The sequence below is a fragment of the Sphingomonas donggukensis genome (assembly GCF_023674425.1).
Classification (GTDB): domain Bacteria; phylum Pseudomonadota; class Alphaproteobacteria; order Sphingomonadales; family Sphingomonadaceae; genus Sphingomonas; species Sphingomonas donggukensis.
Window position 1 is genome coordinate 2,762,017 of sequence record NZ_CP098401.1, and the last position, 15,196, is coordinate 2,777,212.

General features: G+C 67.8%; 18 protein-coding genes. 10 read left to right on the forward strand and 8 right to left on the reverse strand.

Annotated elements, in window-relative coordinates:
• Nucleotides 1-4 precede the first annotated feature (4 nt).
• The 6 genes from flgG to M9980_RS13590 are packed head-to-tail and all read right to left on the reverse strand — an operon-like array spanning nt 5 to nt 4,375.
• Nucleotides 5-793, reverse strand: coding sequence for a flagellar basal-body rod protein FlgG (flgG, locus tag M9980_RS13565; protein ID WP_250751842.1), 789 nt, complete (start codon nt 791-793; stop codon nt 5-7).
• 24 nt (nt 794-817) lie between these two features.
• On the reverse strand, nt 818-1,567 hold the full coding sequence (locus M9980_RS13570; RefSeq protein ID WP_250751844.1) for a flagellar basal body rod protein FlgF: 750 nt from the start codon (nt 1,565-1,567) through the stop codon (nt 818-820).
• A 26-nt stretch (nt 1,568-1,593) separates the two neighbouring features.
• Nucleotides 1,594-2,892, reverse strand: a complete 1,299-nt coding sequence (locus M9980_RS13575) for a flagellar hook protein FlgE (protein WP_250751846.1) — start codon at nt 2,890-2,892, stop codon at nt 1,594-1,596.
• Nucleotides 2,893-2,922: 30 nt separating this feature from the next.
• Nucleotides 2,923-3,609: a flagellar hook assembly protein FlgD gene (locus M9980_RS13580; protein WP_250751848.1), complete on the reverse strand. Its 687-nt coding sequence runs from the start codon at nt 3,607-3,609 to the stop codon at nt 2,923-2,925.
• A gap of 3 nt (nt 3,610-3,612) precedes the next feature.
• Nucleotides 3,613-4,023, reverse strand: a complete 411-nt coding sequence (gene flgC, locus M9980_RS13585; RefSeq protein WP_250751851.1) for a flagellar basal body rod protein FlgC — start codon at nt 4,021-4,023, stop codon at nt 3,613-3,615.
• 4 nt (nt 4,024-4,027) lie between these two features.
• Complete coding sequence (locus M9980_RS13590) at nt 4,028-4,375, reverse strand: flagellar basal body rod protein FlgB (RefSeq protein ID WP_250751854.1); 348 nt, start codon at nt 4,373-4,375, stop codon at nt 4,028-4,030.
• A 292-nt stretch (nt 4,376-4,667) separates the two neighbouring features.
• On the opposite strand from M9980_RS13590, the gene M9980_RS13595 reads away from it, so the two are divergent.
• From M9980_RS13595 to M9980_RS13630, 8 genes are all read left to right on the forward strand, one after another.
• Nucleotides 4,668-5,321, forward strand: a complete 654-nt coding sequence (locus tag M9980_RS13595) for a motility protein A (protein WP_250751857.1) — start codon at nt 4,668-4,670, stop codon at nt 5,319-5,321.
• A complete protein-coding gene (locus M9980_RS13600) occupies nt 5,318-5,815 on the forward strand; it encodes a flagellar motor protein MotB (protein WP_250751859.1) in 498 nt (165 codons plus the stop codon). Before M9980_RS13595 ends, M9980_RS13600 begins: the two co-directional genes overlap by 4 nt.
• Nucleotides 5,812-6,345, forward strand: coding sequence for a flagella basal body P-ring formation protein FlgA (locus M9980_RS13605; protein WP_250751861.1), 534 nt, complete (start codon nt 5,812-5,814; stop codon nt 6,343-6,345). The genes M9980_RS13600 and M9980_RS13605 overlap by 4 nt, the downstream gene beginning before the upstream one ends.
• A 134-nt stretch (nt 6,346-6,479) precedes the next feature.
• Nucleotides 6,480-6,710 carry a flagellar biosynthesis anti-sigma factor FlgM gene (gene flgM / locus M9980_RS13610; protein WP_250751863.1) on the forward strand — a complete coding sequence of 77 codons (231 nt, stop codon included), beginning with the start codon at nt 6,480-6,482 and terminating at the stop codon, nt 6,708-6,710.
• The gene (locus M9980_RS13615) at nt 6,697-7,011 is read left to right on the forward strand and encodes a flagellar protein FlgN (RefSeq protein ID WP_250751865.1); all 315 of its coding nucleotides are present in this window, start codon (nt 6,697-6,699) and stop codon (nt 7,009-7,011) included. The genes flgM and M9980_RS13615 overlap by 14 nt, the downstream gene beginning before the upstream one ends.
• A 67-nt stretch (nt 7,012-7,078) precedes the next feature.
• Nucleotides 7,079-7,936: a lytic transglycosylase domain-containing protein gene (locus M9980_RS13620; protein ID WP_250751867.1), complete on the forward strand. Its 858-nt coding sequence runs from the start codon at nt 7,079-7,081 to the stop codon at nt 7,934-7,936.
• Between the two features lie 2 nt (nt 7,937-7,938).
• Nucleotides 7,939-10,026, forward strand: coding sequence for a flagellar biosynthesis protein FlhA (gene flhA, locus M9980_RS13625; RefSeq protein WP_250751868.1), 2,088 nt, complete (start codon nt 7,939-7,941; stop codon nt 10,024-10,026).
• Nucleotides 10,023-10,775 (forward strand): sigma-70 family RNA polymerase sigma factor, encoded by a 753-nt coding sequence (locus M9980_RS13630; RefSeq protein WP_250751869.1) that lies wholly within the window; start codon nt 10,023-10,025, stop codon nt 10,773-10,775. The genes flhA and M9980_RS13630 overlap by 4 nt, the downstream gene beginning before the upstream one ends.
• 34 nt (nt 10,776-10,809) lie before the next feature.
• Here the strand turns inward: M9980_RS13630 and chrA are convergent, their stop codons facing one another.
• Together chrA and M9980_RS13640 are read right to left on the reverse strand one after the other, a co-directional pair.
• The gene (gene chrA / locus M9980_RS13635) at nt 10,810-12,123 is read right to left on the reverse strand and encodes a chromate efflux transporter (RefSeq protein ID WP_250751870.1); all 1,314 of its coding nucleotides are present in this window, start codon (nt 12,121-12,123) and stop codon (nt 10,810-10,812) included.
• A 296-nt stretch (nt 12,124-12,419) separates the two neighbouring features.
• Nucleotides 12,420-13,256, reverse strand: coding sequence for a flagellin N-terminal helical domain-containing protein (locus tag M9980_RS13640; RefSeq protein ID WP_250751871.1), 837 nt, complete (start codon nt 13,254-13,256; stop codon nt 12,420-12,422).
• 290 nt (nt 13,257-13,546) lie between these two features.
• On the opposite strand from M9980_RS13640, the gene M9980_RS13645 reads away from it, so the two are divergent.
• Both M9980_RS13645 and fliE read left to right on the forward strand, forming a co-directional pair.
• The gene (locus M9980_RS13645) at nt 13,547-14,824 is read left to right on the forward strand and encodes a sigma-54 interaction domain-containing protein (protein ID WP_250751873.1); all 1,278 of its coding nucleotides are present in this window, start codon (nt 13,547-13,549) and stop codon (nt 14,822-14,824) included.
• Nucleotides 14,821-15,195 carry a flagellar hook-basal body complex protein FliE gene (fliE, locus tag M9980_RS13650; protein ID WP_250751874.1) on the forward strand — a complete coding sequence of 125 codons (375 nt, stop codon included), beginning with the start codon at nt 14,821-14,823 and terminating at the stop codon, nt 15,193-15,195. The genes M9980_RS13645 and fliE overlap by 4 nt, the downstream gene beginning before the upstream one ends.
• Nucleotide 15,196: the final 1 nt, after the last annotated feature.

Here is a 15,196-nt window from a genome sequence, read left to right on the forward strand (position 1 = left end):
GCCCTCAGATGTTCTGGTTGACGTATTTGAGCATTTCGTCGGTCGCTGAGATCATCTTCGAATTGACCTCGTACGCGCGCTGGGTCTCGATCATGTCGACGAGTTCCTCGACGACGTTGACGTTCGATCCTTCGAGCATGCCCTGGCGGACCTGACCGCGGCCGTCCTGGCCGGCGATGCCCATGTTGACGGCGCCGCTGGCGGCGGTCTCGATCAGGTAATTGTCGCCGGTCGACTGCAGGCCCGCCGGGTTGGCGAAGCTGCCGACCTGGATCTGGCCGAGCTGCGTCGCCTCGGTCTGTCCCGCGACCGAGGCGGAGACGGTGCCGTCCTGGCCGATCGTGATCGCGGTGGTGCCTTCGGGCACGGTGATGCCCGGCATCACCTGATAGCCCTCCGAGGTGACCATCAGACCCTCGGGCGAGCGGCTGAAATTGCCGGCGCGCGTGTAGCCCAATTGCCCGCCGGGCAGCTGCACCTGGAAATAGCCGTCGCCATCGAGCGCCAGGTCGAGCGAGTTGCCCGTGGTCTGGAGCGACCCCTGCGTATCGATGCGCGCCGTGCCCTGCACGCGCACGCCGGTGCCGAGGTTCAGACCCGTCGCGTATTTAGTCTCCGAGGTGGAGGCGGCGCCGGGTGCGGTCACGACCTGATAGGCGAGCGTCTCGAACGCCGCGCGATCCTTCTTGAACCCGGTCGTGTTCACGTTGGCGAGGTTGTTCGAGATGACCCGCATCCGCGTATCCTGCGCGTCGAGGCCGGTGCGGGCGATATGGAGAGCGGCGGAACCCATCAGGCTAACTCCTTGAAATTCGTGTTACGACGGCAGGCGCATGAGCGAGGCGGAGCTTTCGTCCATCGACTTGGCTTCCTTCAGCAGATTGGCCTGCACTTCGTAGCTTCGCTGGTTCTCGATCATGTCGACCAGCGCCTCGGTCAGGTTGACGTTCGATTGCTCGAGCGCGGCGGTCTGCACGGTCGCATCGAGGTCTTCGGGCAGCACCCCGCCGCCCTTCACGTGGAGCAGGTTGTCGAGGCCCTTGACCGTCTGCGACCCTTCGGGGTTCGCCAGGCGGATGCGGTCGATGACCTGCGGCTCGGTGCCCGGCTGCGCGCCCATCGGGATGATGGACAATGTGCCGTCACCGGCGATCATCACCTTCTGCGCGGGGGGCACGGTGATGGGGCCCCCCGACCCCATCACCGGGAAACCGTCGCCGGTTTCCAGCACGCCCGTATCGGCGATCTTCAGATCGCCGCGGCGGGTGTAGGCTTCGGTGCCGTCGGTGGCCTGGACCGCGATCCAGGCGGTGCCGGGCACCGCGATATCGAGGGCACGTCCGGTCGAGACGATGGTGCCCGACCGGCGGTCGGCATCCATCACCTGCTCGGACGTCGGCGCGCGCGATTCCAGACCGTCGCCGCCCTTCAGCATCATCTGCTGGAACGAGACCCGGTCGGCGCGGAAGCCGGTGGTGGACGCGTTCGCGATGTTGTTCGCGATCGCGGCCTGTGCCGACATCTGCCCCTTGAGCCCCGACAGGGCGGTATAGACCATCCGGTCCATCGCGCGTGCCTCCTACCTGTCCGCGATCAGCTGCGGATGTTGAAGATGGTCTGCGAAATCTGGCTCGACGTATCGAGCGCCTTCGCATTCGCCTGGAAGTTGCGCTGGGCTGCAATCAGCCCGACCAGCTCCTCGGTGATGTCGACGTTCGACCGCTCGATCGCGCCCGACATCAAATTGCCGAAACCGTTGGCGCCGGCCTCGCCGAGCTTGGCTTCGCCCGACACGCCGGTCGACGACCAGTAGCTGTTGCCGAGCTGGCGCAGCCCCGAGGGATTGGAGAAGTTGGCGAGCACGACCTTGCCCAGCGCCTGGGTATCGCCGTTCGAGAAGCTGGCGCGGACGATGCCGTCGTCGCCGACGCTCACCCCCTCCAGCTGGCCGACCGCGCGGCCGTCCTGCGTCTCGTTAAGCTTGGCGAACGGCTGGCCCAGCTGGGTGGTGGCGGTGCCGAAGTCGAGCGTCGTCTGCTGGGCGGTCGTGGTGCCCGACGGCGTGAACGCATCGAATGCGATCGGCGTCGTCGGCGACGTCAGCGCGCCCGAGGAGTCGAAGGTCAGCGTCGTCGGGGCGGTCGAACCGCCGACCGTCAGCTGCTGATCCGCGGCGAACGAATAGACGTTCCACGTGCTCGACGAACCGGCGCCCGACGAAGCGGTATCGCGGACGTAATAGTTGGTCATGGTGACCGCGTTGCCGACCGAATCGTAGATCGTGGTCTGCGACGAGTTGTTGTAGGTCGCCGGGTTGAACCGGTCGAAGGCGTAGGGGTTCGCGCTCGTGAAGATCGCGTTGTCCTTGGGGATCGAGGCCTGCGCGGACAGGTTGACCGACAGGTTGACGGTCTCCGTCGCCTGCGGCGTGCCGCTGGTGGCGGGCAGGCGCAGGTTGATCGTTGAATCGAGGCCGGTCGCGACGACCGTGCCCGAACCGTCGACCGGATAAACCTGCAGGTGGCCGCCGTTGGCGTCGGTCACGTAACGGTCGGCATCGACCGAGAAGCCGCCATTGCGCGTGAACGCGACTTTCGCCGAATTGAGGTCCGGCTTGACCGCGAAGAAGCCTTCACCCGAGATCATCATGTCGAGCGCGTTGGTCGACTGCTGGGCGCCGCCCTGGCCGAACTGCTGGCGGATCGCCTTCACGACCGTGCCCGACCCGATCATCTGGGTGGGCGAGATCGACACGCTCGACGCCATCACGTCGGCGAATTCGGTGCGGCTCTTCTTGAAGCCGTTGGTCGAGACGTTCGCGAGGTTATGCGAGATCGTCGACATTTCGGTTTGCGAGGCCTGCAGGCCGGAGAGCGAGGTGTAGAAGGACATGAGACGTACTCCTTTTCTAAGACGGTGAAATCAGGCGAAGGAACGGACGGCGGACGCCTTGACGGCGCCGATGCCGGCGAGATTGAGGACGGGTTCGGACCCTGCGGGCAGCGACACCGAGGTGACCGGTGCCCAGACGAGCGTTCGGCTGCCGACGGTCTTGCCGCCGTCACGGGCATTGGCGGTGACGGTGAACGGGCCGTCGCCGGCGGGCGTGCCGCTGTCGGTCGTGCCGTCCCAGTCGTAGTTGACGGTGCCGGCGGCGTGGGCGCCGAGGTTCACCGATTTCAGCACTTCGCCATTGGCGTTGCTGATGGTGACGTTGACGGCGGTTGCAGCGCCATCGAGTTCGATCGCGCCGGCAAAACCGCCGCTGGTGCGCGGATAGGCGACCGATCCTTCGCTGAGCGCGGTCTTGCCGACGAACGACAGCGCGTCGCTGCTGCTGGTGGCGCCCAGTTTCTCGGAGATCGCCTTCAGCGTCGACGACATCTCCGAGATGCCGGCAAGCGACGAGAATTGCGCCATCTGCGCGACCATCTGGGTGTTATCGACCGGATCGAACGGATCCTGGTTCTTCATCTGCGCGGTCATCAGCGCAATGAAGTCGGACTGATCCATCTGACCGACGCCCTTGCTGGAAGCGGCGGCAGTGGCGGTCGGGTTCGTGCGGCTGATGCCGAGCGAGGCGAGCGTGCTGTCGAAGGAGGTAGCCATCTATCAGCGTCCCAGCTTGAGGGTGTCGACGATCAGCGACTTGGCCGTGTTCATGACCTCGACGTTGTTCTGGTAGGTGCGCGCGCTCTCGAGCATGTCGACCAGCTCGCGCGTCTCATCGACCGCGTTTTCGAAGACGTTGCCGTCCTTGTCCGCCATCGGATTGCCGGGGTCGTAGCGCTTGGTCGGCTCCTCGCCCGCGGTCACGACGCGCTCGACGTTGACGGTCGAGAGGCCGCTGGCGGCATCGAACTGGGTGCGGAACACCGGCTTGATCGAACGATAGGCGGCGTCCGCCGTCGTCGCGACGCCGCCGGCATTCGCCAGGTTCGACGCGGTCGTATTCATCCGCACGAGCTGCGCGGACATCGCGCGACCGGCGACCTGAAAGATGTTCATGGGCGTGTCGGGCATTGCCTTATTCCCCCTTCAGCGCGCGGGTGATGGTGCCGATGCGCCCGTTCAGGAACGACAGCGTCGTCTGGTAGGCGACGGCATTCTCCGCGAACGCGGTCTGTTCGGTGGCGAGCTCGACGGTGTTGCCGTCCATGCTCATCTGCAGCGGCACGCGGTATTTGGTGGCGCCGGCGATGCCGGCGTCGACCTGGCCGTGCTCGGCGGAGCGCAGCGCGGCGGCGAAGTCGATATCCTTCGCCTTGTAGCCGGGCGTGGAGGCGTTCGCGATGTTCGACGCGAGCAGCCCCATGCGCTGCGACCGCACCGCCAGCGCTGCTCCGTGTACCCCGAAAAGTGTGTCCTCAGCCATGTGATCGGCCTTTTGCGAAATGGTTGCGGAACCAGCTTTGCAACCCCCGTGCCAATTGCCCCGATTTGCCCGATTGCCGGCGTGCGGCAGGGGGAAGCGGCAAGGGATTGCCGGTTCCGGCAGGCGGTTGCCGGGGGAATGAGGTACATCCTCCCCACCCGTTCGTGCTGAGCGAAGTCGAAGCACATGTTACAGGCGAGCCGTGCGCGGCATGTCCTTCGACTTCGCTCAGGACGAACGGGGGAAGGTGGGAGACGACAAAATCGGCACGCCCCTTGCAAGGTATCGCGCGATGACTCCCGCACTTGCCCCCTTCCTCGATCCCGTCGCCATCGCCATCGTCGGCGGCGGCACGTTGCTCGCCACGGCGCTGCGCACGCCGCTCGCCGACCTTGGCCGCGGTATCGCCGCGCTGACGGTGCTGCCGCGTCGCCTGTTCACCGCCGACGCCTTGCTGACCCAGATCGACGCCTTGTCGCGCATCTCGGCACGCCACGGCGTGATGCAACTCGATCGTTCGGTCATCGCCGATGCCGATGTCGGCGTGGCGATCGCTGCTATCGTCGATGGTGCCGATGCGGACGCGGTGACGGCCCGGCTCGACCACGCCCGCACCGCGCGGTTCGAGCGCCAGCGCGCCGCCGCCGAGATGTGGGCCGCCGCCGCCGAGATCGCGCCCGCGATGGGCATGGTCGGAACGCTCGTCGGCCTCGTCCGCCTGTTCACCGCGATGACCGATCCCTCGGCGATCGGCGGGGCGATGGCGATCGCGGTGCTGGCCACCCTGTATGGCGCGCTGATCGGCAACCTGCTGTGCATGCCGATCGCCGCACGCCTGAAGCGTCTGTCGCGCGCGGAATATATCGAGCGCGCTCGCCTGATCGCGCCGCTTGCCGAGCTTGCCGAGCGCGAACTGCCGCGCTTCCGGTTGCAGGACGCCGCGTGACCGATCTCGACATCCTCGCCGACGAACCGCGCCGCGCGATCTGGCTGGTCACCCTGGCCGACGTGATGCTCCTGCTCGTCGGCTTCTTCGTGTTCCTCGAGGCGAACCGCAGCCTCGACGGTCAGCAGATCGCGGCGGGCCTGCGCGAGGGCTTCGGCGTCGCCGCGCCCGCACCGATGGCGGTCGATGCCACGATCGTCGCCGGCTTCGCGCGCGCGTCCGCGGTCGTGCCGGCAAACGACACCCTTGCCTGGGCGCGCGCCGCGACCCGCGACCCGCGCACCATCATCCGCGTGACCGGCGGCACCGACGGCTCGGCACGCGACGTCGATCCCGCCACCGGCTCGCCCGCGATCCTCGCCGCCGACCGCGCCCGCGCGGTGGCCACGCAATTGGCGCGCGCGGTGCCACCCGCCCGCCTTGCCATCGACACGCGGCCCGGCGCCGGTCGCTCGGTCCAGCTCAACCTCGCCTTCGCAGGGGAATACCCATGATCCGCCCGCTCCTGATCCTCGCCGCGCTCGCGCCGCTGCCCGTCGCCGCGCAGCTGCGCTTCCAGGATACGCGCGCGATCGACGTCGCCGTCAGCGCCTTCACCGGCCATGCGATCGCGGAGGAGGGGGGTGCCCGCACCGTCGTCGATCCGCGGCTGAAGCTCGCCGCCTGCCCGCTGCCGCAACTCGACTGGCGTGGCACGTCGCAGGACGCGGTGGTCGTGACGTGCGATGCTCCCAAGTGGCGCATCTATGTGCCCGTGCGCATGCCGCCGCAGACTGCGCGCGCGCCGGTCACGGCTGCCGCCGCGGCTGCTCCGTCCACCAAGGCCGAACCTGTCATCCGCCGCGGCGACCCGATCACGGTCGAGGTCGGCTCGGGCGGCTTCTCGATCACGCGCGACGGCGTGGCGATGGGCGATGCCCCCGCCGGCGGGCGCCTGATGGTGAAGGTCGATCCCGCCAAGCCGCCGATCCAGGCGGTCGCGATCGAGACCGGTCGCGCGACACTGCCCGGCTGGGCCCAGTAAAAAAGTGCTAAAGGCACCGCGCAACCGGTCGTTCTTCGGTCTGACGAAGCAATTCGAGGACGGAAACCGTGGTGGATCCGGTCGGACCCAAGGCCATTGCCAGCATCGCCCAGCGACTCGCACCCGTGGCGCCGGTGTCTGGCCTGCAGGCGTCGCAAGCCGCCGTGCAGTCCGACGCGGCACGCGCGCCGTCGACGCTCCAGGCGCTGTCGCAGCCTGCCGCGGCAACCCCGCCGGTGGACGTGGAGCGCGTCGCCAAGATCAAGAAGGCGATCGCGGACGGCAAGTTTCCGCTCATCCCTTCCTCGATCGCCGACCGCCTGCTGGCGCTGAAGCTCGAATGGCATCCCAATGAGCCGGCGTGACGCGCTGATCGGCGTGATCGAGGCGCTGCATGCCGAGATCGCCGCGCTGAAATCGAACGATATCGACGCGCTGGAGGCTGCGACCTCGGCGAAGCTGATCCAGATCGAGCGTGTCGCCCACGCCACCGACGAGGCGCCGAGCGCCGAACTCGACGAACTGGCGCGCGAGGCGCACCGGCTGAACGAAACCTGCCGCATCTACGTCAACCTGATGGCGGCAAACGTCCGCCGCCGCCTGCAGGTTCTTGCCGGTTCGGGCGCGCAATCCTATCGCCCGCAGGGTAACGCCGCGCTCGCCTGAGCCGCTGGGCCCGACTGGCACGATCCTTGCTGATCCTCTCTGACCAGAGGTTTCAGGCAGGGTTTCGATGACAGTCGCCAACATCCAGCGCGTGAGCGGCGTCCAGAACGCCATCCAGCTCGCCAGCCAGCGCACGGGGATCGACTTCAACTATCTGCTCGGGCAGGCGCAGGTCGAAAGCGGCCTGAACGCATCCGCGCGTGCGGGCACGTCGTCGGCGACCGGCCTCTACCAGTTCATCGAACAGAGCTGGCTGGGCGTCGTCAAGTCGCATGGCGCCGAACACGGCATGGCCTGGGCCGCCGACAGCATCACCCAGACGTCGTCGGGGCGCTACGTCGTATCCGACCCGTCGGCGCGCAAGGCGATTCTGGGCCTGCGCAACGACGCCACCGCATCGTCGCTGATGGCCGCCGAACATGCGTCCGACAACAAGGACGCGCTCAGCAAATCGCTCGACCGCGACGTCACCGGCACCGATCTGTACATGGCGCATTTCCTCGGCATCGGCGGCGCCAAGAAATTCCTGGGCGCGATGGACGCCAATGCCGATCGTTCGGCGGCGTCGCTGTTCCCCGCCGCCGCGCGCGCCAATCGCGGCGTATTCTATGCCGCCGACGGTTCGGCCCGTTCGCTCGGCGACGTGTACCAGCGTTTCTCCGCGAAGCTCGACAAGGGCGCCGCCGCCGTCGGCGCGACCGGTTTCGCCAGCCGCGCGATGGACAGCCTGTCGCTCGACCCGAACATGGAAGTCGTGCTCGGCAGCGAAGCGACCGGCGGCGACCGCCAGTGGCTCGCCTCGACGCTCGACCGGTTCACGGGGGCGGGGCGGTCGACCACCGCCGACGCCGCGCTGCTGCGCCCCAATCCCGATAACGCGCGCCTCGCCTATCTGATGCTCGCCCAGCTCGGCGGGAACGTCTGACGATGGCGACGATGACGATGGCGGCAAAGGCCGGTCCGTTCGCCCGCGGCGCGGCATTGCCCGCGGCGATGCTGATGCTCGTCGCGCTGATGGTGGTGCCGATCCCGGCGTTTCTGCTCGACGTGTTCTTCATCACCAACATCATCATCAGCCTCGCCGTGCTGATGGTGGCACTCAATGCGCAGAAGCCGCTCGACTTCTCGTCCTTCCCGACCGTGCTGCTGTTCGCGACGCTGTTCCGCCTGGCGCTCAACGTCGCCTCGACCCGCGTCGTGCTGGTCCACGGGCATGAGGGCGAGGCGGCGGCGGGCCATGTGATCGAGGCGTTCGGCACGTTCCTGATCGGCGGCGACTATGTCGTCGGCTTGTTCGTGTTCGCGATCCTCATCATCATCAACCTGATCGTGGTGACCAAGGGCGCGGGGCGCGTATCCGAAGTCTCGGCGCGCTTCACCCTCGATGCCTTGCCCGGCAAGCAGATGGCGATCGACGCCGACCTGAACGCCGGCCTCATCACCCCCGACGAAGCCCGCGCACGCCGCATCGATACCGCGACCGAGGCCGATTTCTACGGCTCGATGGACGGTTCGTCGAAGTTCGTGAAGGGCGATGCCGTCGCCGGCCTGCTGATCCTGGCGGTCAACATCATCGGCGGGCTGATCCTGGGCGTCGTCAGCCACAAGATGGCGGTCGGCGAAGCGGCGCAGACCTATGTCCTGCTCGCGATCGGCGACGCCCTCGTCGCGCAGTTGCCGGGCCTGATGCTCTCGATCGCCGCCGCCTCGATCGTCACGCGCGTCACCTCCAGCCACGACCTTGCCGGCCAGATCGGCAGCCAGTTCGGCAGCTTCCGCACTTGGTTGCCCGTGTCTGTGATCCTCGCGCTGCTCGGCGTCATGCCCGGCATGCCGCATTTCATCATCCTGCCGATGGCCGCCGCAGCGGGTTATGCCGCGTGGCGCCTGAAGCAGGCCGCCGACCGCCCGGTCATCGTCGAGGCTGCGCCGGTCGAGACGACCGACCTGTCGAAGATCGGATGGGAGGAAGTCACCGACACCTGCCATGTCATGCTCGACATCGGCTATGGCCTCGTGCCGCTGGTCGACGAGCGCAAGGGATCGCCGCTGATGGGGCGCATCACCGGTGTCCGCCGCCAGCTGTCGAAGGACCTGGGCTTTGTCGTGCCGCAGGTGCGCGTGCGCGACGACATCAACCTCGCGCCCTACACCTACCGCCTCATCATCGGCGGTGTCGTGGTGGGTGAGGATCAGGTGTCGCCCGACGAGATGCTAGCGCTCGACACCGGCCAGGCGGTCGGATCACTGCCCGGCAAGCGCGCCAAAGACCCTACCTTCGGCCTCGATGCCGTATGGATCTCTGCCGCCGACGCCGATGCCGCAACGGGGGCTGGCTATCTGGTCGTCGATCCGGGCACCGTCATCGCCACCCACCTCAATCAGCAGTTGCTGAGCAATGCCTCCGACCTGCTCGGCCCGGATGAGGTGCAATCGCTGCTCGACGGTCTGAAGGAACGCGCTGGCCAGCTCGTCGCCGCGCTCTGTCCGCAACCGGTGCCGCTCACCGTCCTAACGCAAGTGCTGCGCGGACTGCTGGCCGAGGGTGTGTCGTTGAAAGAATTCCGCCGCATCGCTGCCGCCATCGCGGTCGCCGCACCGCACGGCGGCAGCGCGGAGGAACTGGTCGAGGCGATCCGCCCCGAACTTGGCGCGCTGATCGTGCAGAAGCTGTGCGGCGTGCGTGAGCCGCTGCGCGTGATGACGCTGGAGGGGCAGCTGGAAGCGCTGCTCGGCCAGGCGGTCCGCTCCGACCCGGCGCGTCGCCACACCATCGAACCCGACCTCGGCCGCCGCATCGTCGATGCGATGCAGCGCGCCGCGTCGCCGCTGATCGCGGAGGCCAAGCCCTTCGCGCTCGTCGTCCAGCCCGCCATCCGCGTCGCGATGCGCAAGCTGGTCAAGACCATCCTGCCGGATACCCCCGTCATGAGCTTTTTCGAAGTGCCCGAAGACAAGTCGGTCGAAGTCGTCGCTGTCATCGGCGCCCCCGAACCCGCGCTGGTGGCGGCATGACGATGGCGCAGCGCATCGTACCCGAAGCGGGGGTGCCGCTCACCTACGCGCCGCGTCCGCGCCCCGCGCGCGACATGGACGCGCTGGTCCGCAAGCATTTGCCGATGGTGCGGCGCATCGCGTGGCACATCCACGGCAGCATGTCGTCGATCGTCGATGTCGAGGATCTGGTGCAGATCGGTCTGGTCGCACTGGTCGAGGCGGCCGGCAGCTTCGAGGATCGCGGTGCCGTCACCTTCGAACAATATCTGCTCACCCGCCTGCGCGGCAGCATGATCGATGAGCTGCGCCGCCAGGCGACGCTGACCCGCGGGGCGATGCGGCGGCGCAAACTTTACACCGACACCGTCGCGTCGATGACCGACGCGATCGGCACGCGTCCGACCGACCTGATGGTCGCCGAGACTTTGGGCGTGACGCTGGAAAAGCTGCGCACCGATTACGTGACCGCGGAGGCGGTGCGGTTCGAAAGCGTCGACGATGTCTATACCGACGACGGCCCGTGGTTCATCTCCGACGAACCCTCCGCCTTCGACCAGCTCGCCGACGCCGACCAGCGCGACGCGCTCATCGCGGCGATCGCCGAACTGCCCGAGCGTGAGCAGATGGTCATCCAGCTCTATTACGTCGAGGAACTGAACCTCGAGGAGATCGGCCAGGTGATCGGCGTCGGCGCCGCGCGCGTGTGCCAGATCAAGAAGGCCGCGCACGACCGGCTGAAGAAGGGGTTGCTGCGGCGGATGGGGTAGGCCGACCAACCACGCCCCCCGCAACGGATGGGGGTCAAGCGACCAACGTCGCCAGCCCCAAACCCGCCGACACTCCGAGCACCAGCCACACGCTCCGGTTCAGCACCAGCAGCAGCACTGCGGCGACGATCGCGATTCCCGCCACCCGCCAGTCGATGCTCGACCACACCGGCATCTCGATCCCGAGCGGGCCGACCACGACACTGCGCACGAACAGCACGTGGATGGCGAACCACAGCGCCAGATTGGCGATCACCCCCACCACCGCCGCGGTGATCGCGGCGAGTGCCGCCGCCAGCGCCTCGATCCGGCGCAACCGGTCGATCCACGGCGCGAACGCGAAGATCCACAGGAAGCACGGCACGAACGTCACCCACGTGACCAATGCCGCGGCGAGCGTGCCGGCCACCATCGGCGCGAATGGGGCAGGGGCGTCGACGCCGGCGAGATAACCGACGAACTGCGTGACCATGATGAGCGGCCCCGGCGTCGTCTCGGCCAAACCAAGCCCATCGGCCATCTGCTCCGGCGTCAGCCACCCGTGGGTCGAAACCGCGGCCTGCGCCATATAGGCGAGCACCGCATAGGCGCCCCCGAACGTCACCACCGCCAGCTTGGAAAAGAACACCCCCGCCTGCCACAGCAGATGGTCGGGGCCGAGCGTGGCGAGCACCAGCAGCAGCGGCGCCGCCCATAGCGCCATCCCGATCGCGACCGTGCGCAGCGTCGCCGTCAGCCGCGGACGCGGGCCGGCGTCGCCATTCCCCGCCGCATGCGCGCCGAGCCATTCGGGCCGCGACCGTCCGACGATCCACCCGATCGCGCCTGCACCGATCACGACGACCGGAAACGGCAGGCGCAACACCGTCAGCGCGACGAAGGCGACGATCGCGAGGCCCCGCTTGAAATCGGTGGTCAGCGCCCGCCCGGCGACGCGGACCAGCGCCTGCGAGACGATCGCCAGCACCGCGGCCTTTACCCCGAGGAAAATCGCCGCGAACCAGCCGAGCCCGGTGGCGGCTACGTACAGCATCGACAGCGCCAGCATCACGATCGCGCCGGGCAGCACGAACAAGCCGCCCGCCGCCAGCCCCCCACGCACGCCGTGCAACCGCCACCCGATATAGGTCGCGAGCTGCTGCGCCTCGGGTCCGGGGAGCAGGTGGCAGAAATTGAGGGCATGGAGGAATGCGTCGCCGTCGATCCAGCGGCGTTTCTCGACGAACTCGGCGTGCATCAGCGAGATCTGGCCGGCGGGCCCGCCGAAGCTGGTGCAGCCGATCGCCGCCGACGCGCGGACGAGATCGGCGAAGCTGGGTGGGGTGGTCGGAATATCGGTGTCGGCCATCGCGGCAATGCCTCCCGGGCCCGGCGACGCGGGCGAGAAAGGCAACGCTTGGGCGTGCTAGCGACGCCTGACCGGGAGGTTGCTGTGCCCCGATGTGCGCGACGATATCGCGGCGGCAGGGGCCACGCAATGGGTGCGCGGCGGCAGCACTTTGCTAACCACGGTCCTTAACGACGAAAGCCCCGATGATCCGAGGATCACCGGGGCTCTGCCATGCCCGCCTTGCGGAAGGCCATTTGCGAAGGCGGCGTCTGTTAGGGGGGTGACGCCACCCCCGCAAACCCTGTGCGACGCCGTTAGCGCAGCAGCGAGAGGACGCCCTGCTGGCTCTGGTTGGCCTGCGACAGCATCGCGGTCGACGCCTGGCTCAGGATCTGGGCCTTGGCGAGTGCTGCGGTTTCGGACGAGAAGTCGGTGTCCTCGATGCGGCTGCGAGCGTCGGTCAGGTTGGTGACGTTCGCCGTCGTGTTGTTGACCGCTGCCTGCAGCTGGCTCTGGGCAGCACCCAGGCCGGCGCGGACGTCGTTGACCGTCTTCAGATAGCCGTCGATCTCGCTCAGCGCGCCGTTCGCCGTGTCGGCGTCGGTGTCGATGGTGACCGTCAGGCCGACCAGGTCCGACAGGTCGCCGATCGTCAGATCGACGGTGTCGGCGGCGTTGGCGCCGGTCTGGATCTTCTTGGTCGTCTCGGTGCCGTCACCCACGCCGGACGTGTCCGCGCCGAACAGCGCCTTGCCGTTGAACTGCGTGTTGGTGACGATAGCGCCGATCTGCGTGGTGAGCGCGTCGACTTCGGTCTTCATGTTGGCGCGGTCGTCGCTGCTGTAGGTGTCCGACGCCGACTGGACGGCCAGTTCGCGGATACGCTGCAGCATGTTGGTGACTTCGCCGAGCGCACCGTCGGCGGTCTGCGCGAGAGCGATGCCGTCGTTCGAGTTGCGCACGCCCTGGTTCATGCCGCGGATCTGCGCGGTCATCGACGAAGCGATGGCGAGGCCGGCGGCGTCGTCCTTGGCCGAGTTGATGCGCTTGCCGGTCGACAGGCGCTCCATGCTCGAATTCAGCGCGTTGTTCGCCATCGTCGAGGCGTTTGCGGCGCGAAGCGAGCCGATGTTGGTTCCGATAACAGTCATTATCTGGGTCTCCGTTTCAGCTGACGATCCCGCCACCCCCCCTATTGCGGAAGTTCGAGCCGTCAGGTGGGGTAACGGCCGGTTGCGGGCGACATTAAGCACTTTCGCCAACCACCCGAATTTTTCTCGGACGCGGCACCGCCACCCGGGAATCACGACTCCCGCGCGCGATACACGGGCGGCTGCGCCCGGATCGTTGAGGCAGAAATTTGCCGGCAACCGGCCATGCTTTACGCGCCGTTAACCACTCGGCGCGCATCTCCCGTCTCGTTCAGGGGGATTTTCTCGCAATGGTGTCACTCTTCCCATCGGCCGCTGTGCTCCGCCAGAAATATGCGCTGGTCTCCGGACTGCGTGCGCAGGGCTTCGCGATCGGCTCGTTCGAGACCGGCAAGCCGACGCCGGGCGACCTGTTCCTGATCGCCGACGGAGAGACGCCGCCCGTCGCCGGTCGCACGCTGGTGATGGGGGAGGGCGATCCCCACGCGGTCCCGTTCAAGGACGGCAATCCCGCCCGCCTGACCTTTTCCGCCGAGAACGCGGCACTCGGCGCCGGCTTCGCCACCGCGATGCTGCGCCCGAACGCGCCGGTCGCCGCCGATCCCGAGAGCCTGGCGCTCTACACGCTCGCCGAGCGGATCGCCGCGTCGAACATCACCGTCCTGATCGGCGGCCCGACCGGCACCGGCAAGGAAGTGCTCGCCCGCGCCATCCACAACGGATCGCCGCGCGCCGACGGCCCATTCATCGCCATCAACTGCGCCGCGCTGCCCGAGACGATGCTGGAAGCGATGCTGTTCGGCCATGTGAAAGGCAGCTTCACCGGCGCGTCTTCGGGGGGCGAGGGCTTCTTCCGCGCCGCGAACGGCGGGACTTTGCTGCTCGACGAGATCGCCGAGATGCCGCTCGGCCTGCAGGCCAAGCTACTGCGCGCGCTGCAGGAGCGCGAAGTCGTGCCGATCGGCGCGACCCATGCCGAGAAGATCGACGTCCGCGTCATCGCCTGCGCCAACCGCGACTTGCAGAGCGAAGTCGCCGCCGGCCGCTTCCGCGCCGATCTCTACTACCGCCTTTCGGTCTTCCCGCTCTCGACCCGCGCGCTGGCCGATCGCCGCGGCGATATCCCGGCGCTCGCCGCCGCGATGATCGTCCGTCACGCCGGCGACCGTGCGTTCCTGCCGTGGCTGTCGGGCGATGCGCTCGACATGCTGGTGCGCCATGACTGGCCGGGCAACGTCCGCGAGCTGGAGAATGTGATCCAGCGCGCGCTGCTTCTGGCACGCGGCGACACGATCGAAATCGGCGACATCATCTTCGATCGTCCCAGCCACGTCCCCGAGCGCCTGTTCGAGGAGCGGCTGGACGAGGGCGAGCAGACGCTGGGCAAGGTCGTCCAGATGAGCGAATTCGCCGCGATCCGCGAGACGCTGGCCGCGTGCGGCGGCAGCCGGATCGAAACCGCAAAGCGCCTCGGTATCTCGGAGCGCACGTTGCGCTACCGCCTCGCCAAGGCGCGCGAACAGGGCGACGCGATCGTCGCCCCGCATGACCGGAAGGCTTCAGCATGAGCGGGATCGACGGGGTGGGCGGTGCGATGGGCATCGACCGGGTGCTGGCGCTGCGCAGCCAGATCATGGAACGCAACCAGGCGCTCAGCCGCGCGGCTTCCGAAGCCGGCGCCAGTGCGCCCGCGATCGGCGCGCCGGCCGCAAAGGGCCCGGTCAGCTTTGCCGACACGCTCGGCGAGGCGCTGAAATCGGTCAACGAAAGCCAGGCGCGTGCCGGCGATCTTTCCGCCCAGTACGAGCGCGGCGAGACCATCGACATCGCCAAAGTCATGCTCGCCCGCCAGCAGGCGTCGGTCGGGTTCGAAGCCACCCTCCAGGTCCGCAACAAGCTGTTGTCTGCGTACAAGGACATCATGAGCATGCCGGTGTAAT